Below are 25,777 nucleotides of genomic sequence, written 5' to 3' on the forward strand. Positions count from 1 at the left end.
GCCTCAGAATGTCTGGCCGTTGATGGCAGCCAGGTGCTCGACGATCGGTCCGATCGCCAGTGCCGGGAAGAAGGTCAGGCCGACGACGATCAGGATGACGCCGACGAGCAGGCCGACGAACAGCGGGCCGTCGGTCGGGAAGGTGCCGGCGGAAGCCGGAACCGTCTTCTTCGTCGCTAGCGAGCCGGCAATGGCAAGCGCTGGAATGATGACGAAAAAGCGACCCACCCACATGGAGATGCCGAGCGTGATGTTGTACCAGGGCGTGTTGCCGGCAAGGCCGCCAAAGGCCGAGCCGTTGTTGGCCGCCGCCGAAGTGTAGGCATAAAGAACCTCGGAGAAGCCATGCGGACCGCCATTGGCCGTCGAGGCGACGGCGCTTGGCAGCACGACCGCTATTGCCGTGAAGACCAGCATGACCAACGGCAGAGCGAGGATGGCGAGCATTGCCATCTTGACCTCCTTGGCCTCGATCTTCTTGCCGAGATATTCGGGCGTGCGGCCAACCATCAGGCCGGCGACGAACACGGTGATGACGATGAACATGACGATGCCGTAGAAGCCGGCGCCGACGCCGCCGACGATGACTTCGCCGAGCTGCATGTTGAGCATCGGGATCAGGCCGCCAAGTGCTGTGAACGAGTCATGCATGGCGTTCACCGCACCGCAGCTCGCAGCCGTGGTGATGACGGCGAATAGTGCCGAAGCGGCAATGCCGAAGCGGCTCTCCTTGCCTTCCATGTTGGCGCCGTCGACGCCCAGAGCATGGACCAGCGGATTGCCCGCGGCTTCCGCCCAGTAGCAGATAACGACGCCAGCGATGAACAGCACACCCATCGTGGCCAGGATCGCCCAGCCCTGGCGCTGGTTGCCGACCATGCGGCCGAAGAGGTTGGTGAGTGCAGCACCCAGCGCGAAGATCGTCACCATCTGGATCATGTTGGAGATGGCGTCGGGGTTTTCGAAAGGATGCGCGGCATTGGCGTTGAAGAAGCCGCCGCCATTCGTGCCGAGCATCTTGATGGCGACCTGCGAGGCGACCGGCCCAAGGGCGAGCGTCTGCTTGGCGCCCTCCAGCGTGGTGGCGTCGACATAAGGCCCGAGCGTCTGCGGCATGCCGAGCCAGACATAGACGAGGGTGAGCACGATGCTGAGCGGCAGCAGGATGTAGAGCGTGCAGCGGGTCATATCGACCCAGAAATTGCCGATCGATTTTGCCGAGGCGCGGGCGAAGCCGCGGATCAGCGCCACCGCGATGGCAATGCCGACGGCGGCCGACATGAAGTTCTGCACGGTCAGGCCGGCCATCTGCACGAGGTAGGACAACGTGCTTTCGCCGCCGTAATTCTGCCAGTTGGTGTTGGTGACGAAGCTGACGGCAGTGTTGAAGGCGAGATTGGGTTCGACCGATGCCATCCCGGCCGGATTGTAAGGCAGGACGCTCTGCAGGCGTTGCAGAAAGTACAGCACCAGGAAGCTGGCAAGGCTGAAGAAGATGATTCCTGCCGCGTAGGTCGTCCAGTGCTGCTCCTCGCGCTCGCTGGTTCCCGAAATGCGGTAGAGGCCGCGCTCAACGGGCCCGAGTATGGGCGAGAGAAAGGTGCGATCGCCATTGAAGACGCGGTACATGTAGCCGCCGAGCGGCTTCACCAGCAAAACGACGATCCCGCAATAAACCAGGATCTGTATCCATCCGTTGAGTGTCATGGCTTTCCGTGCCTTGCTTCAGAAGCGTTCTGGGCGAACGAGGGCGTATGTCAGGTAGACGAGCAGGAACAAGGTCACGCCGCCACCGAGGATGTAATCGACAAACATGTTGCGATCCTTCCGCTTAAAGAGCGTCGCAGGCTTTGATGTAGGCGAGGGAAAGGGCGAAAAACAAAACCTCGATCCCGATGACGACAATGTCCATTGTGTTGGTCCTTGCTTGTACTTGGCGCCAGTTGCTGGCAGGCCGTAAATTCCATGAGAACGACCCGCCGTAGCTTCGAAGGCTACGGCGTCCGGAGCGTTTTGCTCGTGGTGGAATATGGACCCGATCGCCATAAAGGTTCGAGACGGGGCCGGGAGGAAAGATATAAAATTCCTATAAAGATTTCCGGGAGATGGCTCCGTTCCGGGCCGCTAGAAACCGACGCCATGATATCGCGACCCCTCTTGCGGCGCCGCCGTCTTTCGAAACAATGGGAACGCAAAACGAGGGAAAAACAGATGCTCGACATGGCACCATCGAAACAGGCGGCGACATGGCTTTGCGCGCTTGCACGGGCGCTGGAAGCTGATGACGCCGAGGCGGCCGCCAACCTGTTCGTCGAGGATTGCTACTGGCGCGATCTGCTGGCTTTCACCTGGAACATCACCACGATGGAAGGCCGCGGTGCGATCCGCGACATGCTGCAAGCGACGCTGGCGGAAGCGAAGCCCTCACACTGGACGCTGTCCGGCGAGGCGACCTCGGATGAGGGCACCGTCGAGGCCTGGTTCACGTTCGAAACGTCGGTCGCGCGGGGCGAAGGGATTGTGCGCCTCACGGACGGCCGCTGCCGGACCTTGTTCACGGCGGTGCGGGAGCTCAAAGGGTTCGAGGAGAAAAAGGGACCGGCGCGGCCGCTCGGCATCCGCCACAAGGCCGACCCTGCACGCGAGACATGGGCGGAGGCGCGGGCGCGCGAGACGCGCGATCTCGGCGCCACTGAGCAGCCCTATTGCCTGGTGATCGGCGGCGGGCAGGGCGGCATCATGCTCGGCGCGCGGCTGAGGCAGCTCGGTGTGCCCACCATCATCATCGAGAAAAATGCGCGCCCCGGCGATTCCTGGCGCAACCGTTATCGCTCGCTCGTGCTCCACGATCCGGTCTGGTACGACCATCTGCCCTACATTCCGTTCCCGGAGAACTGGCCGGTGTTCACGCCCAAGGACAAGATGGGCGACTGGCTGGAGATGTACACCAGGGTGATGGAGCTCAACTACTGGGTCGCCACCAAATGCCTCAGCGCCAGCTATGACGAGGCCGAGAAGGTGTGGACTGTGGTGGTCGACCGCGTCGGCCGGCAGATCACGCTGAAGCCGAAGCACATTGTCTTTGCCACCGGCGCCTATGGCCCGCCACGCCAGATCGCGCTGCCCGGCGCCGAGACCTTCAAGGGCGAACTCCTGCATTCCAGCCAGTATGCAAGCGGCGAGAAATTCCGCGGCAGACGTGTCGCTGTCATCGGCGCGGCAAGCTCGGGGCACGATGTCAGCGTCGACCTCTGGGAGAGCGGCGCAGACGTCACCATGATCCAGCGGTCGCCGACGACAGTGGTGAAATCCGACACTCTGATGGAAGTCGGCTTCGAGATCTTCTCGGAAAAGGCTTTGGCGCGCGGCATCAGCACCGACAAGGCCGACCTGATCGTCGCGTCCACGCCGTTCGCGCTTGTACCCAAGGGCCAGCGGGATCTTTACGAGGTGATCAAGGCACGCGACGCAGACTTCTACGACCAGCTATGCGCCGCCGGCTTCGCCATCGATTTCGGCGAGGACGAGACCGGGCTGTTGATGAAGGCCTACCGCACCGGCTCCGGCTACTACATCGATGTCGGCGCCTGCGAACTGATCATCAATGGCGAGATCAAAGTGAAGAGCGGCGTCGGCATCAGTTCATTGACGCCGACCGGCATCCTGTTCGACGACCGCAGCGAGCTGGCCGTCGATGCGATCGTCGCCTGTACCGGCTATCAGTCGATGAACGAGACCGTGGCGGCCATCGTCTCGCGCGAGGTCGCCGACAAGGTCGGGCCATGCTGGGGCCTCGGCTCCGGCGTCAAGGGCGATCCCGGTCCTTGGCAAGGCGAGCTGCGCAACATGTGGAAGCCGACGGCCCAGGACGCGCTGTGGTTCCACGGCGGCAATCTGGCGCTGTCGCGGTTTTACTCGAAATATGTGGCGCTGCAGATCAAGGCGCGGATGGAAGGGATTGCGACGCCGGTGTTTGGGGCGGTGAGTAATTCGGGGTAAGGTTCGACCCCCACTCCGTCGAGCTTCGCTCGACACCTCTCCCCCGATCGACGGGGGAGAGGAATGGCGCGAAGCGATTCCAGCTGGCGCCTTTCCTCTCCCTCCGGAGGGGGGAGAGGTGGCTCGGCGAAGCCGAGACGGAGTGGGGGAAGGCGGTCCTCAAACGCGCCGCCGAAAGACAGACCATCTCCCATGAAGGGGAGACCAGCTAATCGTGCCTACGCCCGAAATGCCGTGCCGCGACCTCGACATGCGTATGGTGCGTGTGGGCCTCGAAGCGCTCGGTCTCGTTGTGGTCGGCGGCTTCGTTCGGCCACCAGACACCACCCACGACGATGCCGTCCGATGTGAGCCGCTGATCCGCGATCAGCGCCGCACCGACCGCATCGACGAAGGTAAAGCGCCCGGGGCGCAGTCTCAGCACCGCGACATCGCCGACACCGCCAACTTTCAGCGTCCCAAGCTCCGGCCTGGCGATCGCCTCGGCTGGCCTTTGCGTGGCGGCGCGCAGCACCTCGACCAGCGGCATGCCCAGCGCCATTAGCTTCGACATGCAGACCAGTATGTCGAAGGCCGGACCGTCGACGCAATAGAGATGCACGTCGCTGGAGATGACGTCGGGCGCGAGGCCCTCGGCCAGCATCGCTTTCGCCACGGCGAAGTCGAACGATCCCATGCCGTGGCCGATGTCGAAGATGACGCCGCGTTCGCGGGCCAGCCGCATGTCCGGCCGCACCGCGCCGGAGGCGAAGACCGGCGCGTTGGGGAACGGGCGAAAACAGTGCGTGAGGATGTCACCCTTGCGCAGCCGCGGCAGCACTTCGGAGCGGCCGGGCGGCGGCTCGTCAATATGCGCCATCAGCGGCAGGCCGGCCTGGTCGGCGGCTTCCAGCGCGAGATCGACCGGCGCGATGCCGCTGGCGCCGCCGGCATGCTTGCCGGAGCGCACTTTTACGCCGACGACGACATCGGCGTGCTCGCGCACCGCAGCCACCGTCTCGCGTGGCTCGCAGAGCCTGAGATCGCTGCATTCGCCGACAGAGACGCTTTGCGAGAAGCCGAATATGCCGGCAAAGGAGATGTTGACATAGGCCAGGATGCGCACCTTCGAGCGCTCGATGACATGGCGGCGAAAGCCCAGAATATTGCCGGCGCCGGCGCTGCCGGCGTCGATGAAGGTGGTGGTGCCGCTCTTGGCCGCCAGCCGGTCGGCATCGACGCCAAGCGAGGTGCCGCCCCAATAGACATGGCTATGCAAATCGATGAGGCCGGGCGTGACGATGCAATCACGAGCGTCGACTATCTTGGTGGCGTGCTCGGCATCGATCGCCGCCTCGATGGCCACGATGCGTCCGCCCGCAACGGCGACATCGCGCGGCGCGTCCAGGCCCGAGGCCGGATCGATCAGGCGGCCGCCCTTGATCAGGAGATCGAACTGCATCGGCGCCTGCCTCTCTTTGTTTCGGGGCATGATCTTTGGACAAAACGGTTTCCGTTTGTCCGAGAAAACCGGTTTCCACTTTTCGGGATCATGCCCCGACTGGTCAAACCGGCCGGTAAGCGACGGCTTCGACCTCGATCTTGATGTCGATCATCAGCCGCGATTCGACCGTGGTGCGGGCCGGCGGATTTTTCGGGAAGTGCTTGGCGTAGACGGCATTGAAGGCGCCGAAGTCGCGCGCGTCCTCGAGCCAGACCGTGGTCTTGACGACATCGTCCATGGTGCAGCCGGCCAGCGCAAGTGCTGCCTTCACATTCTGCAGCACCTGCTCGGTCTGCTCGGTAATGCCGCCCTTGACCACGATGCGGTCGCCGTCGACCGGCACCTGACCTGAGATGTAGACGAAATCCCCGGCGCGCACGGCCGGCGACAGCGGCACGTGGGATGTTCCAAAACACTCTTTGGGCAAGGGAAACTCCTGTTCAGAATGGCGGGCCGCGCCCCGTTTTCGCCGACCGCTCTACGCCTGTCCCGGGGATCCTCATAGGGGGCTTTTTGGAAAGCAACATTTTTCCAAACGCGTGTTGCTTTATCGCAGGCTCGCCAGCATCTTGCGCGTCGCATTTTCCCGACAGGAGATTTCAATGACCTTCGACAAGAACCCGTTTCCAGAGGGCGATGCGGATCGTCACGCGCTCTGGGAAATGCTGGTGCGGCGCGACATCGACGCCTTTATCGGTCAGGACTGGTCGATGGTCGAGGATGATTTCCTCGCCGACAGCTTCTTCGGCATGCATGCGCATTTCCTCAGCGATGCCGACGCCTGGCGTCTGCAATTCCCGAGCCTTGCCGTCTATCGCGACGAATGGCTGCGCCAGGCCAAGGAGACGGCGGCGGCCAGATTCGCCGAGCCGCTGCGCGAGGCGCTGTTTCGCGTCACCAACATGCGCGACATCGACGTCGATGGCGACCGCGCCGTGCTGCACAAGAAGTTCAACGGCTCGGTGGCCAAGGCCGATGGCAGCGTCGACAAGCTGAAATGGCAGACGCTGTATTTTTGCAGGAAGGTGGCGGGCCACTGGAAGATCGGCGGCTTCGTCGGCTACATGCCACATCCCTTGGGGATCTGAGTCTTGCCGCTTATGCTATTGCCGTCCTTCGCGCACGAAGACGTCCGCTTCCCGGGCTGCGGCTGTAAAAGCTCGGCGCGCGGCGCCAACTGAACTCACTCGAACTCAAGCGAGTTGAACGGCACAGGTTCGTCCCACAGGGCTAGCGGGAGCGGTGGTCGAACACGACCGCCATGGTCTTACCAATTGCTGCCATGACGACGAGTTCGACGAGATCGTCGTCGCTGTCGACACAGGTTGGATCCATGCGGCGGATGGCGTCGAGCGCCGCTCTAGTCGAGACGGTATCGCCGGCGCGGAATCTGGAAAGCGCAGAGGAAACAAGGTTCTGGGTTGTCACGTCGATGACAGGTACGCTCGGCACTACGTTCATGGCTTCCTCCTGCCAAGAACCCTCTCCCGAAGGAAATAATACGCCGAACGACGGCGTGTGCCAGCGGAATCGTGGTCCGACCAGATTGCCGGGAGGGCACGTTTGCGTGTTTGATAGGGTCGAGCCCACAGCGTCCAGGACCGGATATGAAACTGTACTTCAGCCGCAATCCCAATCCGCGCCTCACGGTAGCAACGGCACGTCATCTGCAGGCCAAGGTCGAGTGTGAGTTCGCGGCACCCATGGCGCCCGGGCAGGCTGAGCGGTTTCGTCAGCTCAATCCCAATCTTACCCTGCCGATATTGGCATGGACGGGCGGCAGCCTGTGGGAAGCCGACGCCATAGCCTGCCTTCTGTCGCGCGAAGCGGGTTCGGATTTCTGGCGCGGCGGCGGCGACCAACCCGACATGATCCGCTGGCTGAGCTGGGGCAAGGAAAATTTCGTGCGGGCCTGCGACATCGTGCATTTCGAGCGCGGAACCAAGCAGCGCTACGGGATTGGGCCCGTCGACCAGGGCAAGGTCGAGGAGGGGCTGGCGGAGTTCCGCATCGCGGCAGCGATTCTCGAGGCGGAGCTCGCCAAGCGGCCATGGCTTGTGGGCAAGTCGCTCTCCTATGCCGATTTCCGTATGGCAACGTTTTTGCCGTTCAACGATGCAGCCGGCCTGCCGCTGGCGGACTATCCCTCTGTCCTGGGTTGGTATCGCCGGCTCGAAGCCATCGATGCCTGGCGCGATCCCTTCGACGGACTGGACGCGCCGCTTCTGCCGCCGGTCAACTCCGCTTGATGTGCTTCCCTTTGGGCAGATGGGCTGATGTGTGGCGCTTTGGCAGCATAGGTGTGGAACAGCGGGCGAGTTGCCATGGCGCGCTCGACGGCTCGCGGCCGGGTTGATAAGCCCTGTCCGCAAGGAGAGTCGTGACATGACCGTAGCCATCGAGATGGGACAGACGACGGCGGGTGCGCCGGCGGCGCTCGACCTTGAGGAGCTGCTGGCGACCCGGCTTCTGGTGCAAGGCAATTCCGGCTCCGGCAAATCGCACCTTTTGCGCCGGCTCCTGGAGCAGAGCGCGCCCTGGGTGCAGCAGACCATCATCGACCCGGAAGGCGATTTCGTCTCGCTGGGCGACCATTACGGCCATCTGGTCATCGATGCCGAGGAGCATACGGAGCGTGGCCTGCAAGCAGCCGGCGAACGGGCGCGCATCCACCGCGTCTCCACGGTGCTCAATCTCGAAGGGCTCGATGCCGAGAACCAGATGCGGCGCGCCGCTGCCTTTCTCGGCGGGTTGTTCGAGGTTGCCCGCGAGCATTGGTATCCGATGCTGGTGGTGGTCGACGAAGCGCAGCTGTTCGCGCCCGCCGTGGCCGGCGAAGTGTCCGACGAGGCGCGAAAGCTCTCGCTCGGCGCCATGACCAATTTGATGTGCCGCGGCCGCAAGCGCGGCCTTGCCGGCATCATCGCCACGCAGCGGCTGGCAAAGCTCGCCAAGAATGTCGCGGCGGAGGCGTCCAATTTCCTCATGGGCCGTACCTTCCTCGATATCGACATGGCGCGCGCCGCCGACCTTCTGGGCATGGAACGGCGTCAGGCCGAGGCGTTTCGAGACCTGGAGCGCGGGCACTTCATGGCGTTGGGCCCAGCGCTGTCGCGCCGTCCGCTGGGCGTGCGCATCGGCCAGACCGAGACCAGCCCGCGCAACGGTACGCCGCGGCTGATGGCAATGCCGGAAACAGCGCTTGAAGACGCGCGCGCCATCATCCTGGCGGCGCCGCCGCCCGAGACGATGCGCGCGCCGCGCCGGATGGCGTCGCCGGAGCTGCTCGACCAGCTGATGGCGGCCAAATCGGCGGCGATGGAGATCCGCCCGGAACCTGCGGAACCGGCGGTAAGCGCCGAGGATATGGCCGAGCGGCGAGAGCGGGTGGACCGTGTCCTGCGCGCCATCCTGGCGCAGCCCGATGCGGGTTTCCGCGTCATCGGCGTGCTTTATCAGGAGTTCGTCGTCCGCTGCCGCATCGAAGGCCTCGCTTCGGTGGTGCCGGACCTCTCAGAATTCCGTCGCATGCTGACGCGTGCCCGCGCCGGGCTCGGCGCAGACATGGCAGGCGATGACGCCTGGCAGGACGTTTCCGTGCGCGCCTCGCTGCTGCCCGAGGACATGCAGGGCGTGTTCATGATGATCGCCCGCGCCGCCAAGGAGGGCTGGCCGTGCCCGAGCGACGCGGCGATCGCGCGCGCCTACGGCTCGCATTCGCTGCGGCGCGCCCGGCGGCTGCTCACCTATATCGAGGAGCAGGGCCTCATCGTCTGCCAGCTCGACGGCACCGGCCGCCGCACGGTGACGCTGGTCGAGCTCGCCTGGGCGACGGCGCCGGGCGACCCCAATGCCGCGGAGGCGGAACAGGGCAGCCTGGCGCTGTGAAAGGCGAACAGGCAGCTACCTGACTTGCTTGCGCGGTTCTGAACAAGATGTGTTTCGCCGATCGGCGCGCGACGATTTATGATGGGTTTCCGAGAATCGCAGAACGGTTCGGGCGGGAGGGTTGTCCGGTGCGGTTGAAATCTCTGGCTGTCTTTGTCTTTGGCCTCCTCGCCGTCGCCGGCATCGCCTTGACGATGTCTGCCCGGTCTTTTGCCGCGTCCTCCGATATACCGGCCTGGCTGCAGGCCCATGTCGGCAATGACGACGGCGAGATTTCGCAAGTGGTGCTGGAGCGGGCGCGCGCGCTTTACCTGAAGAAGGTCGCGCAAGGCGCGGTCCACAATGGCTGCTATTTCGCCATGGATGCGACTCGCCCCGGCGATCTCGGCAATGGCGTGCTAGGGCGGCGCTACTACGTCATTTGCGAGGCCAAGCAGTCGTTCAGGGCGATCTCGTCGGGCCATGGCGGCGGCCGCAATTTGAAAGGCGTGGTCGATTTCTCCAACGGCAAACGCTGCGCGAAAAACTTCGGCAATGCCCTGGACTCGTCCTTGACGACCGGTGGCGCCTATATGACCGGCGAGGCAAAGATCTCATTCAAGGGTTTTTACCGCATCGGCGCAAAAAAGGACCAGGCGCTGCTGCGCACCTTCATCCAGTTCGACGGTGAGGGGGAGACGGCGAATGCCAGGCAGCGGGTGATCGGTGGCCACGCGGCGCGGCTGTTGCGCGGCATGTGCCTGCGCAAGAACCCGAACAGCTCCTATGCCGACCATGACGGCTTCGTGCCATACGGCAAGCTGGTGGATTATGCCGGCGGCCGCAGCAATGGCTGCACCAGCTGGTCGCCGTCCGACGCCGACCAGATCATTTCGATGGTGAAGGGCAATCCGACGACGCTCTATATCTACCCGGAATCGCGCGACATCACCGCCGTTGGTAAATCGGGCGCCTATTGGAATGCGTCCTGCCTGAAGGAGATCGGCAAGCCGAAATTCTGGCCGCGAAAGAGCCTTGAGCCGATCATCGCGCAATACGCCAAGGACAACCCGCCACCGCCGCCACAACCGTTGCCGATCTGCACCGGGCCGTGAGGGATGAGTCCTCGGCTCGGCATTGTCGGCGGCGCGGACTGGCTGGGCGGCGCCGCCGATCCGATGGGCTCTACTGATTGATCTCGGGTTCGACGAGCTTTGCCAGATTGCGCAGCGACTCCTGCCAGCCGAGATAGCAGGCTTCGGCCGGAATAACGTCCGGAATGCCGGCCTGCGTGATGTCGAGTTCCGTGCCGACCGACACTTTCTTCAGGAGCACGGTCACTTCGATCTGGCCGGGCAAATTGGGGTCGTCGAACCTGTCGGTGTAGCGCAGGCGCTCGCCGGGAACGAGTTCGAGATATTCGCCGCCGAAGGAATGGCTGCCGCCCGTCGTGAAGTTTCGGAACGACATCTTGAAGGCGCCACCGACTTTCGCGTCGAAGCTGTGCACGGTGCAAGTGAAGCCGTTCGGCGGAAGCCATTTCGCCAGCGCGTCGGCTTCTGTGAATGCGCGGTAGACCTTCTCCGGGCTGGTCGTCAGAACGCGGTGCAAACGTACGGTGCTTGGCATCTCTTCGGTATCCTTTGTGGTTTCGTTGTTCGATGCCCCAAGGACGGGTGAACCTCACCCGGTCCGACATAGCCTGTCAAATTTTCTTGAGCCCTTTGCCGGCAGCCATCCGCCCGCGACTTCGAGTCGCCGCCTCAGGCAGGCGGTCGTGTCGCGTCATTGCCTAACCTTTCGGCGCGGATCTCACAATTTATTAAAATTGTAAGTCTCTCCTACAAAGTTGTATTAGGATCAGCTTAACGCCTTCGGCATTATCTATTAAATGATGGGCGACGATCTCCTTGGTGTACTATAGAATGATTCCCTGGAACGACGGATCAATTTAAGAGTTGATCCGAATGGTCGCTCGAAGGTTGTCGAACGACCAAGGCAGCACGCGCAAGGAGTGTCGGAATGACCACAGTCCTCAACGCCAAAGGCATTCCACTTCCCTATACCGGCGCTTCCACCCATTGGTTCTCGGCGACTGGAGGCGCGCCTTACCGCTACGGCACCTCGGGCAACGATTCCTTCTGGGGCGACACCAACGTCAAGGTCACCATGTATGGCGGCGCGGGCGACGACTATTACCATCTCTATTCGACGATCAACAAAGCGGTCGAGAACTACGGCGCGGGCGTCGACACGATCGATACCTGGATGAGCTACAAGCTGCCCGCCAATTTCGAGAACCTCGTCGTCACCGGCGACGGCCACTATGCCTTCGGCAATGCTCAGGACAACATCATAACGGGCGGCGCTGGCAGCCAGACGCTGGACGGCGGCAAGGGCAATGACGTGCTGATCGGCGGCGCCGGCGCCGACACCTTCATCATCACCAAGGGCAATGGCAGCGACCTTATCTCCGATTTCGGCGCGACCGACACGGTGCGCCTCAACGGCTATGCCTTCACCTCGTTCGAGGCCGTCCACGCCAATATGGTCCAGGTGGGATCGAACGTGCAGCTGAACCTCGGCTCGAGCGAGGTGCTGGTGTTCCACAACACCACGATCGACAAGTTTCAGCCCGGCCAGTTCGAGCTGCCGATCGACAAGACCGGCATGACGCTGTCCTTCAACGACGATTTCAACACGCTGAGCCTGTGGAACGGCCAGAGCGGCATCTGGGATTCCAATTTCTGGTGGGGGGCGCAGAACGGCAGCTCGCAGCCCCAGAACGGCGAGCTGCAATGGTATATCGACGCCAATTATGCGCCGACCAGCTCGGTCCATCCGTTCAGCGTCGCAAGCGGCGTGCTCACCATAACCGCGGCGCATGCGCCCGACGACATCAAGCCGCTGATCAACAATTACGAATACACTTCCGGCATACTGACGACGCACGACACCTTCTCGCAGACCTATGGCTATTTCGAAATGCGGGCCGATCTCCCGGAAAATGCCGGCGCGTGGCCGGCCTTCTGGCTTCTGCCCGAAGACGGTTCATGGCCCCCGGAACTCGACGTGATCGAAATGTATGGGCAGAACCCGAATGCGCTTCTCATGACCGCGCACACAAATGAGACGGGAACCCACACCACGGTCGGGTCGACGGTGAATGTCTCCAACACCGACGGCTATCACACCTATGGCCTGTTGTGGACGCCGGACAAGCTGGTCTGGACCTATGATGGCGTCCAGGTCGCGGAAGCGGCGACGCCGTCCGATATGAACAAGCCCATGTATATGCTGGTCGACCTTGCGGTCGGCGGTCAAGGCGGCGCGCCGCCCGACCATCTGGCGACGCCCGCGCAAATGAAGATCGACTATATCCACGCCTATACGCTGAACGATTTGCAGCAGAGCCATCTGAGCACGACAGCCGAGCACGCGGTCTAGATGTCACGGGACCGCGCGCCACTCAGGGATGCGGCCATCGGCCTGCGCCCGGTTTTCCTGCGCGGCATCGCCGATATCGGCATATTTTCGTTGCTGATCAACATCCTGCTCCTGGTGATCCCGCTCTATCTGCTGCAGGTCTATGACCGGGTGTTGCCGTCCTCCAGCGTCGAGACGCTGCTTTATCTCTCGGCCATGGCGGTCCTCGCGCTCGCCTTCCTCGGCCTGCTGGACGCGGTCCGCGCCATCTACGCGCAACGTGTTGCGGCCACCGTCGACCTGAAACTGGGCGCGCGGACATTCGTCGCCTCGCTTGGCGCCAGACATGCCGGCAGCGGGCTGTCGCCGCTGAACGACCTTGCCACGACTTGCGCCTTCATCAGGTCGCGCGGCGTGGCGGTGTTGTTCGACCTGCCGTTTGCGCCCGTCTTCCTGGCCTTGCTCTATTTCATCCATCCCGTCCTGTTCTGGCTGACGCTCGCCGGCGCCGTGCTGCTGTTTCTCCTGGTTGTGGCTAACCAGCTTGCCATCGGCAGGAACGATGCCATGTCGGCGGAACGCTCGGCGGTGGCCAGCCAGGCGGAGCAGGCCTTTGCCCGCAACACCGACACGCTGCGCGCCATGGGCATGGTGCAAAATGCCGCCGCGGTCTGGGGACAGCACGTCACTGAGGCGCTGACCCTGCATGACCGTTCCGGAAGCGCCAATGCGATCTTCAGCGCGACGTCGCGGGCGCTGCGCATGATGCTGCAACTGGCGATCCTCGGCGCCGGCGCGTGGCTGGTGCTGCAGGGGCAGATGACCGCCGGCATGATCTTCGCTTCGTCGCTGGTGTCCTCGCGCGCGCTGCAGCCGCTCGACCAGCTGATCGGATCCTGGCGGCAGATCGTCGACGCCAAGCGATGCTGGAAGCGGCTGGACACCGCCCTTGCGGCGCAACCAGCGCAGGGGCGCAAGCTCGCACTGCCCGATCCATTGGGCGCGATTTCGGTGCAGGATCTGTTCTTCATCGCGCCGACTGCGGCTTTCGGCACGGAGCCCATCCTCAAGCGGTTGAATTTTGCCATCGGCGCCGGCGAAGCGGTGGCGATCGTCGGCCCGAGCGGGGCCGGCAAATCGACGCTGGCGAAATTGCTTGTGGGCGCGCTGCAGCCGACCGGCGGCGCGGTCAGGGTCGACGGCGCCGACCTGAGGAGCTGGGACGAAACCCAGCTTGGCAGGCATATCGGCTATCTCGCGCAGGAGGTGGAGCTTTTCCCGGGATCGATCGCGCAAAATGTCGCCCGCTTCGAACCCGACGCCGATGACGCCGCGATCGTCGAAGCGGCCAGGCGCGCCGAGGCGCATGAGCTGATTCTCACGCTGCGCGACGGCTATCAGACCATGATAGGCCCGTCGCATACCGTGCTGTCGGGCGGCGAGCGCCAGCGGATAGGGCTGGCGCGCGCCTTCTACGGCAAGCCACGCATGCTGGTGCTGGACGAGCCCAACGCCCATCTCGACGGCAGTGGGGAGGCGGCGCTCGAAGGGATGCTTTCGGCCGCGCGAAGTGTAAGCGTCACGACAGTCGTCATCACGCATCGCCCTTCGATCGCCGCGGCCTGCGACCGTGTCATGGTCCTGCGCAACGGCATGGTCGAAGCTTTCGGCCCTGCGAGCGAGGTGCTGAGGCAACCGGCGGCCGGCAAGGCCGGGAGCGCGGTGGTGACAGGCTCGTTCGTGCCGACCGTGCGCCCGCACAGCGTGCGCTTCGGGTCATAGACGATGATGCAGCAGAGCCTCGCCTTCGAAGGTCGACCGCGCACCGACTTCCGCCGCATGGCCGTCGTCGGCTACGTGGCCATAGCGCTCTTCGTCGGCTGCTTCGGCTATTGGGCGGCGAACGCGCCGCTCTCCGGCGCGGTGATCACCTCCGGCACGATCTCGGCGACGGGCGGCAACATCCTAATCCAGCACCCCGAGGGCGGCATCATCGAGCAGTTGCTGGTGCATGAAGGCGACCGCGTGCAACAAGGCGAACCGCTGGTCCTGCTCGACCGCAGGGCGGCCGAGACCGACCTCAACCGGCTGACCAGACAGACGATCGCGCTCAGGGCAAGTGCCGCGCGACTTGAGGCCGAGCGCGACGGATCGGACAGGCTGGCGCCGATCGCCGAAGCAGCACCCGCGCCGTTCCAGCGCGATTTCGACAATCTGGTGCACGAACAGCAGAAGGAGTTCGAGGCCAGGCTCGCCCGGTTCCGCTCCGAGCAGTCGATCCTGGCGCAGCGCGTCGCCATGCATCGTGAGTCGGCGCTGGGACTGGAGGCGCAGAAACTCGCCATCCAGCAACAGGCCGAGATCGTGAAGAAGGAACTCGGCATCAAGACCGGCCTGCTCGACAAGGGTCTCACCAACCGCAGCGAATATTCGCAGCTTCTGCGCAGCGAGGCCGATCTGGTCGGCCAGGCCGGCGCGCTGGAGGCGGATATCGCAGCGACCAAGACGCAGATCGTCGAAGCCCAGGCGCAGGTCGAGCGCGCGACCACGCAGCGCGTCGAGGACGCGCTGACCAAGCTCGACGAGGTTCGCACCAGCCTGGCCGACATCGGCGAACAGATCACCGCAGCCGAGGCGGTGCTGGGGCGCACGACGATCAAGGCGCCGGCAGCCGGCATCGTGGTATCCTCGATCTACAACTCCAAAGGCAGCGTGATTGCGCCGGGGCAGAAGATCATGGAGATCCTGCCGACCGCGTCGGGCCTCATCGTCGACGCGAAGCTGCGGCCGAAAGACGTGGACCTGGTTCGCGTCGGCCAGCCGGCGAAGCTCAGGCTGTCCGCCCTGAACGCGCGCCTCACCCCTGAGGTCCCGGCTACGGTGACGCAAATTTCCGCCGACCGGCTGATCGATGAAACCACGCATGAGGCGTATTTCCGCGCCAGGCTGAAGATCACCGACACGCTGCCGCAGGGCGTGAAAGCCGAGCAGCTTTACCCGGGAACGCCGGTCGAGGCGTTTATCAGTACCGGCGACCGAACCTTCCTCGAATATCTGGCGCGGCCGATGCTGGACTCGTTCGCGCGGGCGTTCACGGAGCGATAGGCGAGGGCGCCCCGCCCGACATTCGGTTCGGATGCCTGAGATGGGTCGGCGTGATACCGGTCTGATGGCGGAAGACACGGCTGAAATGGCCGGCATTGGGAAAACCGCAGCGGTAGGCGATGTCGCCGATTGCCAAGTCGCTCCCCTCCAGCAGCGACTTGGCCTGATGTACGCGCAGCGCAAGATAGGCGGCCATCGGGCCGATGCCGAGCTCGGCGCCGAACAGCCGCTCAAGCTGCCGCCGGGATAAATGCAACCGGCCCGCGATCTCGGCGACCGACAGCGTCTCCTGGAGATTGCTTTCCATCAGAAGCAGCGCCCGCTTCACCGCTCGGCTCGACGCGGCCGGAAAGAGATCGCCGACGGGCTGCACATCCAGGCTCGAGCGGATGCGGTCGAGCACGAGGATCTTGGCGGCTTTTTCCGCAGCCTTGCGGCCGATGAACTGCGACACGAAATGGCCGGCAAGGTCGGCCGCACCCGTGCCTCCGGCGCAGGTCGAGCGGCCCCTATCGACGGAAAACAGGCTGTCGGCATGGGCGTTCACATCAGGGAATTGGCTGCGGAAATCCTTGATGTGAAACCAGCTGACGGCGGCACTGTAGCCATCGAGCAGACCGTAGCGCGCGAGCACGAAGCTGCCGGTGCAAAGCGCCGTCAGCGGCACGCCCTTTTCGGCCGCCCGCAACAGGAAGGCCTCCTTTTCGGAGCTGAGGCTGCGGTTGGTGTCGAGCAGGCCGCCGACCACGACGACATTGTCGAACTCCTGCGGATTGCCGATCGCCTTGGTCGGCAGCAACTCGACACCGCAACTCGCCCGGATCGGCAGGCCACGCTCGCCAACGATCTCCCAGTCGAACTCGATCCGGCGGCTGCGGTCGCCCTCATCGCCGGCCAGCCGCAGCGTGTCGATGAACAGCGACAGCGGCGACAGCGTGAAGTCGCGAACCAAGAGAAACGCAAACCGCCTGGCCATTGTTGCTCCGAAACGTTCCTTCGGGTGGATGGAAGCAAAGATGTCGCACAGGCGAGCACGCGGCGCTTTTCAGGAGAAGCCACCGGATGTCGGAGATGAGATCGACGGCCTCAGTGCGGAGCTGGAAATTCTCTGGGTTGTGTGGTGGTCATGGGATGTCGTCATCTACGCTCACACAAGACAGGCAGATGGACCAGTGGAATTGATCAGCATGGCACGGCGTGAGAAAAACCCTATCGTGTTTGTGTAACCTGCAGCACCAAAGCGGAGCCCAAGCCATGACCCTCACCAATCGCGATATCATCGAGCTGACGGCATGGCGCCGCAAGCTGCACCAAAACCCGGAGATCTCCAACGAGGAAGAACAGACCGCCAAGGAAGTCGTCAGCTTCCTCGCCGATACAGGGCCGGACAAGGTACTGACCGGCCTCGGCGGTCATGGCGTGGCGGCGGTCTATGACAGCGGCCAGGCGGGACCGACGGTGCTGTTCCGCTCGGAGATCGATGCGCTGCCGATCGAGGAGCTTTCGGGCGTCGAGCATGCCTCGCAGGTGCCGGGAAAATCGCATATGTGCGGCCATGACGGCCACACCGCGATCCTGGCCGCACTTGGCCGTCAGCTCGGACGAGAACGGCCGGCGCGCGGCCGCGTCGTCTTGATGTTCCAGCCGGCGGAGGAGACCGGCAATGGTGCCGCCGGCGTCGTCGCCGATCCACGCTTTGGCGAGATCGCGCCGGACTTCGCCTTCTCGCTGCACAATCTGCCGGGCGTGCCGTTCGGCGAGGTGCGGCTCAAGCCCGGCGTGGTCAACTGCGCCTCGCGCGGCATCCGCATCGTGCTGGAGGGCAAGACCGCGCATTCCTCCATGCCCGAAACCGGCGTGTCGCCGATGCCGGCGATCAGCCAGCTGATGCCGACGCTTCCGGCACTGGGGCGCGGCACCTTTGCCGACGATGATTTCAGCATGGTCACCGTCACCCATGCGACGATGGGCGAGGCCGTGTTCGGCATCGCGCCCGGCTACGCCGAGGTGTGGGCGACGCTGCGTACAAGGCGCGACGAGCGCATGGCGGAACTGGTCGCGGCGGCGGAAGCGTTGGCCACCAGGATCGCGGCCGAGCACCACCTTTCCGTGCGCTGCGACTATCACGAGATCTTCGTCGCCAGCGTCAACGCTCCAGACGCGGTGGAACATCTCAACCGCGCGCTGGACGAAGAGGGCGTCGCGCGCAGCGAGGAAGCCTTGCCGATGCGCGCTTCGGAAGATTTTGGCATCTTCGGCCACAAGGCGAGGTCGGCGATGTTCTTCCTCGGCGCGGGCGAGCGCACCCCGTCATTGCACAATCCCGATTATGATTTTCCCGACGATCTGATCCCGATCGGTTCGAAGATCTTCATGCGCACGGCGCGCAACCTGCTGGGGTGAGCGGCCCTGCAAAATCCGCATCCTGGAGCTGCCTTTTTCCCGCTGGAATCGTCTTGTAGTCGCCTCCTACATTAGGAGGGGCTTGCGGATGAGAATTGCAATGGTCGTCGCGTTGACTGCGACAGTGGCAGGGTGCGTATCGTCTCCGGTCCAGTATGGAGCCTCGCTCTCGACCCAAGACCCGAAATGGGCGACGCCGGAATGCCAGCAGGCCCGCACCGATGCCATGAATTACGACGCGCGCGAGAAGGAGCATCCGGGATGGGCCGCCGGCGTCGTGCTGGGGCCCTACAGCATGGGCCTCGTGGCGGCCATCAAGGAGAACGAGCAGAAGCAGCGAAGGCTGCTCGCACGCGAGGTGCATTTGCAGTGCTCAAGCCTGCCCTTGCCGAGGGATCTGGACTTCGATCCAAAGATCTACGCGCCAAAGCCGACGCATTACCCCTGAGGGTGGCTTGCCGGCGGCGATCATGATGCGCCCTTGGCGTCAGAGGCCAGTCGACCGGCCCGCGCAGCTCGGGTAACAATGACCGTCTTTGGCGAAAGGGGTCCAATGCGGCAAGTGCCCATCGTGATGCAGCCGTTTGGCGGCATGGCGAACAAGATGTTCCAGTACATGTTTTGCCATGTGCTGGCGAAGCGTATCCCCGGTGGCTATGTCTGCGACGCCGACCTGCCGGAATGGTCCATTGCCAGGGTGCGGCCGCCTTTGTTCTGGAAATACCGGCTGCTTCGGGTCGACGGCTATCACCGCTACGACCTCGACGGGATCATAGCCGCGTTCCGCGACAGGCGGGCGCGGAGCATCCGCTTCAAGGGCTTCGCGCAGCGGCTGGGTTATTATGACCGGGACGAGGTCTCCGGGCTGTTCGACGGGCGTGCCGTCGCCGCGCCGACCCATGGCGACGATTTTCTCGTCATCCATGTGCGGGCCGGCGACATCCTCGACGGCTTCCACCGCAACTATTGCCCGATGCCATTCGGCTTCTTCGAGACGCTCATCAAGGATAGCGGCCGCAAGCCGGTCTTCGTCGGCCAGACCCATGACGACAACGATTATTGCCGGCGCCTGCGTCAGCGTTTTCCCGATGCTGTCTTCGCGCCGAAGGCGTCGCCATTGACCGATTTCGAGACGCTGCGCCGGGCGAGCCATCTCGTCACGGGGGTGAGCAGCTTCTCCTGGCTGGCCGGTTGGTTGTCTTCGGCGCGGACGATCCATCTGCCGGTGGCCGGCATATTCGACCGGTGCATCAGGCCGGATATCGACCTGCTGCCCCTTGACGACCCACGCTATCGGTTCCACCAGTTCGACATGGGCGACTGGACGGGCTCTTCGGAGCAGCTTGCGGCATTTTATGGCGATGCGATCCCGTTCCGGCAGGTCGAGCCTCAAGCAGCAGCGGGTGGCGCGGGGAAAGCGTTGCGATGAGAATTCCGTTTTCCGTCAACAGGCCGGTGATCTGCGCGATCATGAAGCTGGAGCAGCCCTATGTGATCGAGTGGGTCGCCTGGCACAAGCTGCATGGCTTCGACCTGATGATCGCCGACAACTGCAGCGCCGGACCGCAGACGGCGGTGCTCCAGGCGTTGCGCGATGCCGGCTGGATTCGGCTGGTCGACTGGCGACACGACACGGTGCTGCCGCAGCGGCGGGCCTATTCCTATCTTTACTGGCAGGCATTGCTCCACGGCTATCGCTATCTGGGCTTCATGGACGCCGACGAGTTCCTCGAGCCGCTCGACGCGCCGCCCTGGAGCGGAGCCGAACTGGTCCGCTCGCTTTTGAGCCGCCCGGGCGTGCGCAGCGTCGCCTTTCGCTGGGTGAATTTCGGCAGCGACGGCAAAGAGGCCTATGACGACGAACTGGTGACGGTGCGGTTTCAAAGGCGCGGCACGCATGACGCCCCGACCGCGCGCTGGAAGAAGTCGTTTGCCCGCGTGTCCTCGGTGCTGCGCAAGGCGCTGCGGGATCCCGGGCAGTTCATGCCGCACCCGCACGGTTTCCGCATCTCGCTGCGCAGGACGCTGGTCGACGGCATGACGCTCGACAAGCACCCGGCGGCCATGCCGATGGAATGGAAGATCGGCTGGATCCGCCACTATGCCGTGAAATCGAGGCAGGAACTGGCCGACAAGCATGCCCGCGGCGGCGGCTTCACGCCGTCGAGCGAGGCGCCGTCGCTGGACGAGTACCGGGTATCGAGAGATCAGAACGATATTCTCGATCCGCTCGACGATGCGACGGTGGGCGCCTTGCGGGCAAAGGTTTCGGAAATCGTCAGGTCGCTCGACCCGGCGGTCATCCCCCAGACGCGGCCGCTTTTCACGCAGCGGGGTTGAGGATCAGCGGCGCGGTAGCCATGCCATGAAACGACATCGAGGCGCGGCGCTCGGCATTTGCGGCATCGAGCCGCCATCCGGGCGCACGGGTGAACAGGGCTTCTATCATCGCCGCGATCTCGATACGGGCGACATGCTGCCCGAGGCAGACATGCAGGCCGGTGCCGAAGGTCATCGACATGGTTGGCGGGCGCGTGAGGTCCAGCCGGTCGCCATCGGCGAAGACGGCATCGTCGCGATTGCCGCTGCCGAGCACCGGCACGACCGCTTCGCCAGCCGCAATCCTGACGTCGCCGAGGTCGATGTCCTGCGCCGCGATGCGGGCGACGGCGTATTGCACCGAGGCGCCATAGCGCAGCAGTTCGGCCGCCGCGCTGCTCCAGTCGACAGCGCCGCGCTCGAGCAGCGCGCGCTGTTCGGGAAAGCGATCCAGCGCAACAATTGCGTTGCCGAGAGCGTCGACGACAGTCTCCTGTCCGGCAAACAGCATGAAGACGATGTTGGCCACCATGTCCCCGCGCGACCAGCGGCCTTGCGCAACCTCCCGCACCATGCCGGCAACCATTCCGTCCGGCCGGTAGGCCTGTCGAGCCAGCCGCTCCTCGACAAAAGCCTGGCATTCGCGATAAGCCTCGGCGCTTGCTGCCGGCGGCTGCGCTCTTCGCAGGTCGAATGCGCTGGCCATGCGGCGGGTCACCGATTTCAACGCCCAAGGGTCCTCGATCTCGATGCCGAGGATTTCCTGCAGCAGCCAGAAGGACACCGGCACGGCGAGCCCGGCGACGGCGTCGACGCGGCCATCCGCCAGCGCACGCTCGACCAGCTCGTGGCTCAGCGCGCGAAGACCTTGCGTCAGAGCTTCGATGGCCGGCCGTGAGAAAAAGCCAGCGACCGGCCGGCGCAAGGCGCCATGCTGAGGCGGATCGGCGAGCAGCACCGAGCGGCTGAGCAGAGCCATGGGCGCATGGTCGACGAGCTTGCGGCGGACCTCTTCATATGTACCCGGCGGCGCCTGAAGAAGAGCGGGATGCTTCAGCGCGCCCGACACCAGCTCATGGCTGAACACATAATGCGCGTCGGCCAGCTCGGGATAGGGCGCGACGCCGCGCGCAATGCCGCCGGCGGCGCGCATGCGGGCGAAATGCGGAAACGGGTCGTCGCCGAGCGCGAACGGATCGAAATGCGGAGCTGTCATGACGGCTCGAATCTCATGCCTTGAGATTCTTGGCTGAAATGACCCTGAAGCCGCCTGACGTGGCGTCCTGCGGGAAGAAGTCCGGCATGACGTAGAGGAACTCGCATCCGTAGACGCGGTAGTGCATGCGCAGCAGCGGATCGCGGATGATCTCTTCCAGCGGCGGTCTTGTGCCGGTCTGGTTCCAGCGGTCGATGGTGGCGCGGAACCGCGCATCGGCCTTGACATGATCATACTCTTCGCCCGAGGAGCCGGCATAGGACGAGCAGCGGCCATCGCCGATCAGCCAGCTGGCGCCCAGGCGGCGGCCGTGGCTCTCCATCTCCTTCAAGAGCCGCACCGCCGTGTTGGAGCCGCGATGGCTCGGCCGGACGCAGAGATTGTAGGCGTAAAGTGCGTAAACCGGCTCGCTGCGCGGCAGCGATGCATAGGCATCGAAATTCCTGGGGAAATCGGCGCGCACCAGCGGATCCTGGCTGGTCTCGGTAAAGCAGATGGTGCCAGCAAGCAGATCGCCATCGATCGCGCCGAACATGGTGTGTCCAAGTGCCAGCCGGTGGCGGATGGTCGTTTCGCTCGCCTGCAGCGGTGCGGCCCAGGCGGCAGCCTCAAGCTCCATCAGCAAAGGGATGTCTTCCAGGTCTAACCGGCGGATGGGTATCGCAACATCGTCTAAATTCATGTGTCGGCTGCCTCGACTTCTAACGCGTTGATGGCGCATGGCAGTTTCTTGCCAATGCGGTTTGCAGCTTCACGGAAACGTCAACCTGTTCTATCTCCTGTTTGACGCATGCCGGATCGAGAACCATTTCACGGCTTTCACAAGCCTGTCTAATTATCATGGTTCCCCTTTGCAATTACATACGGACAACGGAAACGCATGATATTTTACGTCGCGCACCGGGAGCACGCCTACACGCAGGCGGTGGTGCTTCTGTATCACCGGACTGACCTGGAGGCGTGGTTCCGGCTGGTGCGCTACGAGGATGCCGGGCTGCTGCGCGGCGTTCGCGCCGGGGTGGTCATCTGGTCCGACATGGACCGGCTGACATCGGACGAATTGAGCCGCGCGGCCGGCATCAGCGCCGAACTGGCTGACAACACCGGCCTGACGCAGCTCAATCACCCGACCGCCAGCCTGCAGCGCTTCGACCTGCTGCGCCTGCTTCATGCCGACGGCAGCAACGCTTTTCGTGTGTTCAGGCCGGACGAGCTGGAAGAGGCGATACGCTATCCCGTTTTCATCCGCGACGAGACGGGCGCACTCTACAGGGAGCCGCCGCTGCTGCACGACCGGCCGGCGCTGGACGCCGCGATCGCCCGGCTGGACGGTAGCGATCTGGTGCGGCCGATGGTGGTGGAGATGATCGGCACCCCCGGAATGGACGGTTATTTCAGGAAGTACGCGGCGTTTCGGGTCGGCGATACGATCTACGGCCAGCATTGCGCCATGTCGAAATCGTGGTTCGTCAAGAATTCGCCCGAGCAATTGCTGCCGGCGCATATCGAAGAAATCAGGACCTATGTCGATACGAATCCTGACGCCAATGCGGTCATGCAGGTCTTCGAAAAAGCCCGCATGCAGTATGGCCGCATCGACTACACTTTCGTGGACGGCAGGCTTGTAGTGTTCGAGATCAACAGCAACCCCACCGTGCTCAGCGACCCGCCGACGCCGTTCGCCATCTATGACCCCAAGCCCTTTGCCGATCTTCAGGCCGACGCGCTGCTCGCGCTGCCGCAGGCTACCGAGGCGGACTCGCTGGCTGCAATCGACACCGCCCACCAGTCGGCGCTGGCCAAGTTGCGGCGCCATTACCAGATGAGGCGGTTGAAGTTAACGCTGCGAAAAGTGCTCAGGAAGAGGAAATAGCCGCCGCCTCCTCCGCAACCCGAAAGTACACCACGTCACGTTTCGTCGGATCTTGTCACAGCCTGCCTGGAACCAAATCACGGGCTAGATTGTTCAAGTTGGTTACGACGCCGACGAGCCCTGCCGGTTGGGCAAGCGGCGCACTTGAGGAGCTCCCATCATGACCATCTCGTCCAGCTTTCATTCGCTTGCGGTTGCGGCCATCGCCACTGTTGCCGTCGGGGCGGCCAGTGCCGCGCATGCCGATAGCGGCACGATCCGCTTTGCCGTCTACAAGGCGGCCTTCTTCGTCGGCGGCTCGGGCGGCGAGGGCACGCTTACCTTCCATGGCCGCACCTATCCGATCTCGATCGGCGGCGTCTCGGGCGGCCTCGCCTTTGGCGTTTCCAAGACGTATTTCCGGGGCACCGTGCGGCACATCCGCAGGGTCCGCGATGCGACCGGGGTTTATGGCGCGGCCGGCGGTGGCGGCGCGCTCGGCAAGGGCGCGCAGGTGATCGTCATGACCAACGACAAGGGCGCCCAGCTCGAGCTTACGGGCCGGCAGGTGGGGCTGCAGGTGAATGCGGATCTGAGCGGGATGGCGATTTCGTTGAAGTAAGGGGCGCTCCCTCGCGTTCTCGGTGGGGTAAGCTCGTCTGGGGCGATGATAATCGCCTATGGCTGCGCCAGCCCCCTCATCCGGCCGCTTCGCGGCCACCTTCTCCCCGCTGGGGAGAAGAGGCTGGCGTTGACGCTGGCGCCCTCCTCTCCCCTCGGGGAGAGGTCGGATTGCCCCGAATTGCCCTTCGCAATTCGGTTGGCAATCCGGGTGAGGGGGAACTTGCTCCCGTGCGCTTGGCCTGAACCTTGGATGGGAAAGCTTCGCCCAATGCAGCGTCGGGCGCCAGCCCCCTACCGCTCCTCCACAATCCGCAAATACGCCGCCGTCACGAACAGCACGATCAGCCCGAACAAGATCCGCCGTGCCCCCTCCGGCATCTGCAGGATGGTCAGCAGTGTTGTCAGCACGGTCAGGATCAGGGCGCCGATGATGGTGCCGGTGTAGCCGCCGCGGCCGCCGAAGATGGAGGTGCCGCCGATGACGGCGGCGGCGACCGAGGGCAGCACCAGCGGTTCGGCGAGCGACAGCGAGGGGGCCTTGATCAGGCCGATATAGAGCAGGCCGGTGATGCCGGCGAGCACGCTGGAGGTGACGTAGAGCGCGGTGATGACCTGCCAGTATTGCACGCCCGACAGGCGGGTCGCGCGCTCATTGTCGCCGACGGCGTAGAGCAGGCGGCCGAAGCCGGTGCGGGCGAGCGTGAAGACGATGAGGGCGGCGAGCGGCACGAACAAAAGCAGCGCGTTGGGGAAGCCCCATGTCACGCCGGTGCCGAGCCAAGCCAGGAAGTCGGGGATTTTTGCGCCCGACGCGATCACCGTGCGCTGGTAGACCTGCAGGCAGCCGGTGCCGATCAGGCTGGTGCCCAGCGTCATGATCAGCGGGTGGACGCGGAAGACGCCGACGCCGATGCCGTTAACGAGGCCGATCAGCACCGCCGGCATCATCGCCAGGAGGAACGCCACCGCCGGGTCCTGGTTGACCACTTGCGTCGCCATGATGAAGGCGCTCATCGTTGCCACCGTGCCGACCGACAGGTCGATGCCGCCGGTCAGCATGGTCATGGTCTGGCATCCCGCCAGGATCGCCAGCGGTATGGCGAATTTAATAGTGTTGGCGATCCAGCGCTCGTTGACGATGCCGGGGCGCAGGATCTGCAGGATTATAACCAGGATGGCGAGCAGGACGATCAGCGGGATGAGCGGGCGATCGGCCATGAAGCGCTTTATGCGGCGGCCGAAGGGGACCGGGGTGATGGCGGTGGTGCTCATGGGGCGGCTCTTGCTCGCGATGAGGTTTGCAAGGTGCGGCAAGTTGGCGAGGACAGTGCTCTACGGCGCCCCCCTCTGGCCTGCCGGCCATCTCCCCCACTTGTGGGGAGATTGGCAGCTCCAGCGCCTCGCTCATTCTTGCAAGGTTGGAGATTGGCGAAGGTCGTCGCGACATCCAATCTCCCCCCTTGTGGGGGAGATGTCCGGCAGG

At 64.0% G+C, this 25,777-nt stretch carries 24 protein-coding genes; 14 read left to right on the plus strand and 10 right to left on the minus strand.

From position 1 onward, the window contains the following. Positions 1-3: 3 nt before the first annotated feature. Entirely contained in the window at positions 4-1,707 is a 1,704-nt protein-coding gene (gene kdpA, locus NKH22_RS18110) for a potassium-transporting ATPase subunit KdpA (protein ID WP_023820586.1), read from the minus strand. A gap of 18 nt (positions 1,708-1,725) precedes the next feature. Further along, positions 1,726-1,815 carry a K(+)-transporting ATPase subunit F gene (locus NKH22_RS18115; RefSeq protein ID WP_023691936.1) on the minus strand — a complete coding sequence of 30 codons (90 nt, stop codon included), beginning with the start codon at positions 1,813-1,815 and terminating at the stop codon, positions 1,726-1,728. A 396-nt stretch (positions 1,816-2,211) separates the two neighbouring features. On the opposite strand from NKH22_RS18115, the gene NKH22_RS18120 reads away from it, so the two are divergent. Continuing rightward, positions 2,212-3,999, plus strand: a complete 1,788-nt coding sequence (locus NKH22_RS18120; RefSeq protein WP_352910336.1) for a flavin-containing monooxygenase — start codon at positions 2,212-2,214, stop codon at positions 3,997-3,999. 208 nt (positions 4,000-4,207) lie between these two features. Here the strand turns inward: NKH22_RS18120 and NKH22_RS18125 are convergent, their stop codons facing one another. Continuing rightward, positions 4,208-5,440 (minus strand): amidohydrolase/deacetylase family metallohydrolase, encoded by a 1,233-nt coding sequence (locus tag NKH22_RS18125; protein ID WP_023710832.1) that lies wholly within the window; start codon positions 5,438-5,440, stop codon positions 4,208-4,210. A gap of 103 nt (positions 5,441-5,543) precedes the next feature. Continuing rightward, positions 5,544-5,909: a RidA family protein gene (locus NKH22_RS18130; RefSeq protein ID WP_023683098.1), complete on the minus strand. Its 366-nt coding sequence runs from the start codon at positions 5,907-5,909 to the stop codon at positions 5,544-5,546. A gap of 175 nt (positions 5,910-6,084) precedes the next feature. Here NKH22_RS18130 and NKH22_RS18135 point away from each other — a divergent pair, with 175 nt between their 5' ends. Then, positions 6,085-6,570 (plus strand): hypothetical protein, encoded by a 486-nt coding sequence (locus tag NKH22_RS18135; RefSeq protein ID WP_023669704.1) that lies wholly within the window; start codon positions 6,085-6,087, stop codon positions 6,568-6,570. 142 nt (positions 6,571-6,712) lie between these two features. Here the strand turns inward: NKH22_RS18135 and NKH22_RS18140 are convergent, their stop codons facing one another. Further along, positions 6,713-6,943: a hypothetical protein gene (locus tag NKH22_RS18140; RefSeq protein ID WP_023669703.1), complete on the minus strand. Its 231-nt coding sequence runs from the start codon at positions 6,941-6,943 to the stop codon at positions 6,713-6,715. Between the two features lie 146 nt (positions 6,944-7,089). Here NKH22_RS18140 and NKH22_RS18145 point away from each other — a divergent pair, with 146 nt between their 5' ends. The 3 genes from NKH22_RS18145 to NKH22_RS18155 all read left to right on the plus strand — a co-directional run bounded on the left by NKH22_RS18145 (position 7,090) and on the right by NKH22_RS18155 (position 10,464). Then, entirely contained in the window at positions 7,090-7,731 is a 642-nt protein-coding gene (locus NKH22_RS18145; RefSeq protein WP_352910339.1) for a glutathione S-transferase family protein, read from the plus strand. 136 nt (positions 7,732-7,867) lie between these two features. Continuing rightward, positions 7,868-9,370, plus strand: a complete 1,503-nt coding sequence (locus tag NKH22_RS18150; RefSeq protein WP_023691930.1) for a helicase HerA domain-containing protein — start codon at positions 7,868-7,870, stop codon at positions 9,368-9,370. 128 nt (positions 9,371-9,498) lie between these two features. After that, entirely contained in the window at positions 9,499-10,464 is a 966-nt protein-coding gene (locus tag NKH22_RS18155) for a hypothetical protein (protein ID WP_023683101.1), read from the plus strand. A gap of 70 nt (positions 10,465-10,534) precedes the next feature. Here the strand turns inward: NKH22_RS18155 and NKH22_RS18160 are convergent, their stop codons facing one another. After that, positions 10,535-10,978 (minus strand): SRPBCC family protein, encoded by a 444-nt coding sequence (locus tag NKH22_RS18160; RefSeq protein ID WP_023683102.1) that lies wholly within the window; start codon positions 10,976-10,978, stop codon positions 10,535-10,537. Positions 10,979-11,371: 393 nt separating this feature from the next. On the opposite strand from NKH22_RS18160, the gene eglC reads away from it, so the two are divergent. Genes eglC through NKH22_RS18175 form a run of 3 tightly spaced genes read left to right on the plus strand, consistent with a single transcriptional unit; the run spans position 11,372 to position 15,880 of the window. Continuing rightward, a complete protein-coding gene (gene eglC, locus NKH22_RS18165; RefSeq protein ID WP_352910343.1) occupies positions 11,372-12,796 on the plus strand; it encodes an endo-1,3-1,4-beta-glycanase EglC in 1,425 nt (474 codons plus the stop codon). Beyond that, a complete protein-coding gene (locus tag NKH22_RS18170; protein ID WP_352910346.1) occupies positions 12,797-14,557 on the plus strand; it encodes a type I secretion system permease/ATPase in 1,761 nt (586 codons plus the stop codon). It abuts the gene before it with no gap. Positions 14,558-14,560: 3 nt separating this feature from the next. Then, entirely contained in the window at positions 14,561-15,880 is a 1,320-nt protein-coding gene (locus tag NKH22_RS18175) for an HlyD family type I secretion periplasmic adaptor subunit (RefSeq protein ID WP_023735099.1), read from the plus strand. Here the strand turns inward: NKH22_RS18175 and NKH22_RS18180 are convergent. Beyond that, entirely contained in the window at positions 15,867-16,856 is a 990-nt protein-coding gene (locus tag NKH22_RS18180; RefSeq protein ID WP_023691924.1) for a GlxA family transcriptional regulator, read from the minus strand. The genes NKH22_RS18175 and NKH22_RS18180 overlap by 14 nt on opposite strands. Before the next feature lie 278 nt (positions 16,857-17,134). Here NKH22_RS18180 and NKH22_RS18185 point away from each other — a divergent pair, with 278 nt between their 5' ends. The 4 genes from NKH22_RS18185 to NKH22_RS18200 all read left to right on the plus strand — a co-directional run bounded on the left by NKH22_RS18185 (position 17,135) and on the right by NKH22_RS18200 (position 20,623). Next, a complete protein-coding gene (locus tag NKH22_RS18185) occupies positions 17,135-18,283 on the plus strand; it encodes an amidohydrolase (protein WP_023804632.1) in 1,149 nt (382 codons plus the stop codon). 88 nt (positions 18,284-18,371) lie between these two features. Next, positions 18,372-18,731 carry a hypothetical protein gene (locus NKH22_RS18190; RefSeq protein WP_023691921.1) on the plus strand — a complete coding sequence of 120 codons (360 nt, stop codon included), beginning with the start codon at positions 18,372-18,374 and terminating at the stop codon, positions 18,729-18,731. 105 nt (positions 18,732-18,836) lie between these two features. Beyond that, positions 18,837-19,712 (plus strand): alpha-1,2-fucosyltransferase, encoded by an 876-nt coding sequence (locus NKH22_RS18195; RefSeq protein WP_023691920.1) that lies wholly within the window; start codon positions 18,837-18,839, stop codon positions 19,710-19,712. Then, positions 19,709-20,623 (plus strand): glycosyltransferase family protein, encoded by a 915-nt coding sequence (locus NKH22_RS18200; protein ID WP_023691919.1) that lies wholly within the window; start codon positions 19,709-19,711, stop codon positions 20,621-20,623. The genes NKH22_RS18195 and NKH22_RS18200 overlap by 4 nt, the downstream gene beginning before the upstream one ends. Here the strand turns inward: NKH22_RS18200 and NKH22_RS18205 are convergent. Further along, a complete protein-coding gene (locus NKH22_RS18205; RefSeq protein WP_023686529.1) occupies positions 20,607-21,818 on the minus strand; it encodes a cytochrome P450 in 1,212 nt (403 codons plus the stop codon). The genes NKH22_RS18200 and NKH22_RS18205 overlap by 17 nt on opposite strands. Before the next feature lie 13 nt (positions 21,819-21,831). After that, the gene (locus NKH22_RS18210) at positions 21,832-22,500 is read right to left on the minus strand and encodes a GNAT family N-acetyltransferase (protein ID WP_031202403.1); all 669 of its coding nucleotides are present in this window, start codon (positions 22,498-22,500) and stop codon (positions 21,832-21,834) included. 198 nt (positions 22,501-22,698) lie between these two features. Between NKH22_RS18210 and NKH22_RS18215 the strand changes: the two genes are divergently transcribed. Continuing rightward, positions 22,699-23,691, plus strand: a complete 993-nt coding sequence (locus tag NKH22_RS18215) for a hypothetical protein (RefSeq protein WP_023686527.1) — start codon at positions 22,699-22,701, stop codon at positions 23,689-23,691. A 160-nt stretch (positions 23,692-23,851) separates the two neighbouring features. Then, positions 23,852-24,292 (plus strand): lipid-binding SYLF domain-containing protein, encoded by a 441-nt coding sequence (locus NKH22_RS18220; protein WP_352910352.1) that lies wholly within the window; start codon positions 23,852-23,854, stop codon positions 24,290-24,292. Between the two features lie 293 nt (positions 24,293-24,585). On the opposite strand, the gene NKH22_RS18225 is transcribed toward NKH22_RS18220, so the two are convergent. After that, positions 24,586-25,566 (minus strand): ABC transporter permease, encoded by a 981-nt coding sequence (locus tag NKH22_RS18225; protein ID WP_023728503.1) that lies wholly within the window; start codon positions 25,564-25,566, stop codon positions 24,586-24,588. Positions 25,567-25,777 lie beyond the last annotated feature (211 nt).

This window comes from Mesorhizobium sp. M1252 (assembly GCF_040318265.1).
Lineage (GTDB): Bacteria > Pseudomonadota > Alphaproteobacteria > Rhizobiales > Rhizobiaceae > Mesorhizobium.

Coding starts and splice junctions, on each gene's coding strand:
- NKH22_RS18225 (WP_023728503.1), bottom strand. CDS start 25,566: ATGAGCACCACCGCCATCACCCCGGTCCCCTTCGGCCGCCGCATAAAG.
- NKH22_RS18200 (WP_023691919.1), top strand. CDS start 19,709: ATGAGAATTCCGTTTTCCGTCAACAGGCCGGTGATCTGCGCGATCATG.
- NKH22_RS18215 (WP_023686527.1), top strand. CDS start 22,699: ATGATATTTTACGTCGCGCACCGGGAGCACGCCTACACGCAGGCGGTG.
- NKH22_RS18220 (WP_352910352.1), top strand. CDS start 23,852: ATGACCATCTCGTCCAGCTTTCATTCGCTTGCGGTTGCGGCCATCGCC.
- NKH22_RS18135 (WP_023669704.1), top strand. CDS start 6,085: ATGACCTTCGACAAGAACCCGTTTCCAGAGGGCGATGCGGATCGTCAC.
- NKH22_RS18185 (WP_023804632.1), top strand. CDS start 17,135: ATGACCCTCACCAATCGCGATATCATCGAGCTGACGGCATGGCGCCGC.
- NKH22_RS18195 (WP_023691920.1), top strand. CDS start 18,837: ATGCGGCAAGTGCCCATCGTGATGCAGCCGTTTGGCGGCATGGCGAAC.
- NKH22_RS18120 (WP_352910336.1), top strand. CDS start 2,212: ATGCTCGACATGGCACCATCGAAACAGGCGGCGACATGGCTTTGCGCG.
- NKH22_RS18150 (WP_023691930.1), top strand. CDS start 7,868: ATGACCGTAGCCATCGAGATGGGACAGACGACGGCGGGTGCGCCGGCG.
- NKH22_RS18190 (WP_023691921.1), top strand. CDS start 18,372: ATGAGAATTGCAATGGTCGTCGCGTTGACTGCGACAGTGGCAGGGTGC.
- NKH22_RS18140 (WP_023669703.1), bottom strand. CDS start 6,943: ATGAACGTAGTGCCGAGCGTACCTGTCATCGACGTGACAACCCAGAAC.
- NKH22_RS18125 (WP_023710832.1), bottom strand. CDS start 5,440: ATGCAGTTCGATCTCCTGATCAAGGGCGGCCGCCTGATCGATCCGGCC.
- NKH22_RS18180 (WP_023691924.1), bottom strand. CDS start 16,856: ATGGCCAGGCGGTTTGCGTTTCTCTTGGTTCGCGACTTCACGCTGTCG.
- NKH22_RS18115 (WP_023691936.1), bottom strand. CDS start 1,815: ATGTTTGTCGATTACATCCTCGGTGGCGGCGTGACCTTGTTCCTGCTC.
- NKH22_RS18145 (WP_352910339.1), top strand. CDS start 7,090: ATGAAACTGTACTTCAGCCGCAATCCCAATCCGCGCCTCACGGTAGCA.
- kdpA (WP_023820586.1), bottom strand. CDS start 1,707: ATGACACTCAACGGATGGATACAGATCCTGGTTTATTGCGGGATCGTC.
- eglC (WP_352910343.1), top strand. CDS start 11,372: ATGACCACAGTCCTCAACGCCAAAGGCATTCCACTTCCCTATACCGGC.
- NKH22_RS18175 (WP_023735099.1), top strand. CDS start 14,561: ATGATGCAGCAGAGCCTCGCCTTCGAAGGTCGACCGCGCACCGACTTC.
- NKH22_RS18170 (WP_352910346.1), top strand. CDS start 12,797: ATGTCACGGGACCGCGCGCCACTCAGGGATGCGGCCATCGGCCTGCGC.
- NKH22_RS18210 (WP_031202403.1), bottom strand. CDS start 22,500: ATGAATTTAGACGATGTTGCGATACCCATCCGCCGGTTAGACCTGGAA.
- NKH22_RS18205 (WP_023686529.1), bottom strand. CDS start 21,818: ATGACAGCTCCGCATTTCGATCCGTTCGCGCTCGGCGACGACCCGTTT.
- NKH22_RS18160 (WP_023683102.1), bottom strand. CDS start 10,978: ATGCCAAGCACCGTACGTTTGCACCGCGTTCTGACGACCAGCCCGGAG.